The organism is Mesorhizobium kowhaii (genome assembly GCF_003253745.1).
In the GTDB taxonomy this organism is placed as follows: Bacteria; Pseudomonadota; Alphaproteobacteria; order Rhizobiales; family Rhizobiaceae; genus Mesorhizobium; species Mesorhizobium kowhaii.
On the sequence record NZ_MZXV01000053.1, the window covers coordinates 1 to 2581 of the forward strand.

The window sequence follows — 2581 nt, forward strand, 5'->3', positions numbered from 1 at the left end:
GCCCGAGGACCTGGCGGCTACCCTCAAGGATCTTGGTAGGCGCTGTCACGCGATAGGCATGGTGGCTCCGGACCATCCTAAGATCACGGCAGCAGTCGAGGAGCTCAAGGCTAAAGGCATCCCGGTTTTCTCTCTGCTTTCTGACTTCGCCGCTGGCGTGCGCGAGGGTTACGTCGGTCTCGACAACCGCAAGGTCGGGCGCACGGCAGCTTGGATGTTCTCCAAAGCCGCCAAACGGCCTGGCAAAGTGGCGGTGTTTGTCGGCAGCCACCGTTTCCAGAGTCATGGCCTGCGGGAAAGCGGCTTTCGTTCCTATTTCCGTGAGAACGAGCCAGCATTCGAGGTGCTCGATACGCTCGTGAACCTTGAGAAACGAGAGATCACTTACGAGGCGCTGCTGGATCTTATGCAGCGGGAACCTGATCTCGTCGGCTTCTACATGGCCGGCGGTGGCATGGAGGGCGCGATCTCCGCGCTCCGGGACGAGTGCAAAGGTCAAGATCTCGTCGCGATCGTGAATGAAATCACGCCGGAGTCACGGAGGGCCCTCGCCGATGACGTCATTACGATGGCGCTCGCCACGCCACTGCGCCGACTTTGCCAGGAGCTGATGCCGCTTATGGACAACGCCATCAAGACCGGCACCGCGGAGACGCCGGGGCAGACATTTCTGCCGTTTGACATTTATCTGCCAGAAAATATTTGAAATGATGTAATCCTATCAGAAGGTCCGAGATTCCTATCATAAATGCAAGAAACGCTCGATTGACTCGCCTGATTCAATCAGGTTTGTGCATCGGCCTGTGGTGGGGGCGCGCGGAGAAGCCAGACAAAGCGAAACTGGCGCCGCACTTCTGGAAGGAAAGCCAACCCTATGCGCCAGGTATCTCCCCGCTTTGCGCTCGACCACATGACCGCGCCCTCACTAGACGTCAGTGCAATTTTCGCACTTGCTCGTGACCACGGCCTGACCGAGGTTCAAATTCGTGACCATCATTTCAGCAATCCTGTTACACGCGCCATTCCGGCTGCGGACGTCCGGTCTGCTGCTACCAAAGCCGGCGTCACGATAATCTCCATCAACGCCTTGCAGCGCTTCAACGACTGGACTCCCACGCGTCAGGCTGAGGCGAGCAAGCTCGCCGACTATGCGGCGGCGTGCGGGACTAAAATGGTCGTGCTGGTGCCGGTCAACGACGGCTCGTGGGCCGGCAACGGCGAGCGCCATGACAATCTCCGCGTCGCTCTAAATGCGCTCAAGCCGATCCTCCAGTCGCGCGGTCTAGTCGGCCTCATCGAGCCGCTGGGCTTTCGAACCTGCTCGCTTCGATCAAAGAAGGAAGCAGCCGAGGCCATTGCCGCAGTTGATGGCCAGTCCGTCTACCGCCTCGTGCACGACACGTTCCACCACACACTGGCCGGGGAGATATCCTTGTTCTGCGAGCTTACTGGCCTGGTGCACATTTCAGGCGTGAACGACCCGACCTTCTGGATTTACCCGGATCGCTTCCTTGGAGGGTCCGACAATGGCAGCCAGATCCAGGCGCTGCTTGATGGCGGCTACGCGGGACCCTTCTCATTCGAGCTGGTCGAGGAAGTCCGCACGCTGGACGATCTCGCAGGCGCACTTGCCGCCAGCATTGACTTCATCAAACGCGCTATGTTGACGCAAAAAGCAAGTGCTGGCAGACGTAGTAAATCTAAGTGCGCCTAGAGCCTCCCCTGGTGTCACAGCGGAGCAGCCATCCGAGATGCCTCCTGCATCATTATCTCCCGCATCCAGATGCTTGCCGGATCGCTATTGTGCAGAGCCGGCCATCGGACGGTTTCGGTGAAAGCGGGGAGCGGCAGCGGAAGTTCGACGACCTGAAGGGGGAACGTTTTTTCGAAATGCCTGACCAGCCGCAAGGGCATGGTCGCTATACGAGCCGTGCCGGACACCATAGGCGGGATCATGCTGAAGCCCTGCACGACGACCTCAACACGTCTCTTAAGACCATGCTCAAGCAAAAACCATTCCTCGATGGAGGGCTTCAGCAAACGTCCGAACCTGACGCAGACGTGCCTCATCGACATGTATCTCTCGAATGTAAGGTGCCGTGGCAGCTGCTTGTTCGTGGGACAGCCTACGCAAACGAGCCTCTCGTTGAACAGCGGCACGCTTGAATGCGCACTCGACGTGAACAAATCCGGGAGAATTAGAAAATCGACGTCACCGCGCCGGAGAAGCTCATCGGGGCTATCGTCGAGAGGCAGCAATTCGAAGTTGACGGCGGGGGCTTCCCGGGCAACACGCTCCACGACTTTTTCAAAAAACACGAGCGTGGCGAAATCGGAAACAATGATCCTGAAGCGGCGGTCGGATCGAGCTGGGTTAAACGGATCCGAAGAAATAATCGAGGACTGGATGTGCAGGAGAGCGTCGCGGACTGCGGGGGCAAGTGCTGCTGCACGTGATGTCAGAATACGTTCTCGGCCGCTCATGCTGAACAGTTCATCGCCGAAAAAATCGCGCAGCCGGGCGACGGCCGAACTCATGGCCGGCTGACTGAGGTTGATGCGGCGTGCCGCCGCCGTGAGA

The 2581-nt window shown here is 58.7% G+C and carries 3 protein-coding genes; 2 read left to right on the forward strand and 1 reads right to left on the reverse strand.

Annotation, left to right across the window (positions count from 1 at the left end; translation table 11 throughout):
* Both B5V02_RS24770 and B5V02_RS24775 read left to right on the forward strand, forming a co-directional pair.
* Positions 1 to 706, forward strand: a 706-nt coding sequence (locus B5V02_RS24770) for a substrate-binding domain-containing protein (RefSeq protein ID WP_111546702.1), incomplete at its 5' end; no start/stop codon positions are given.
* 168 nt (positions 707 to 874) lie between these two features.
* Entirely contained in the window at positions 875 to 1714 is an 840-nt protein-coding gene (locus tag B5V02_RS24775; RefSeq protein WP_111546703.1) for a TIM barrel protein, read from the forward strand.
* Between the two features lie 14 nt (positions 1715 to 1728).
* Here B5V02_RS24775 and B5V02_RS24780 read toward each other — a convergent pair.
* Positions 1729 to 2581: LysR family transcriptional regulator (locus B5V02_RS24780; RefSeq protein WP_111546704.1), on the reverse strand; the 853-nt coding region annotated here is incomplete at its 5' end.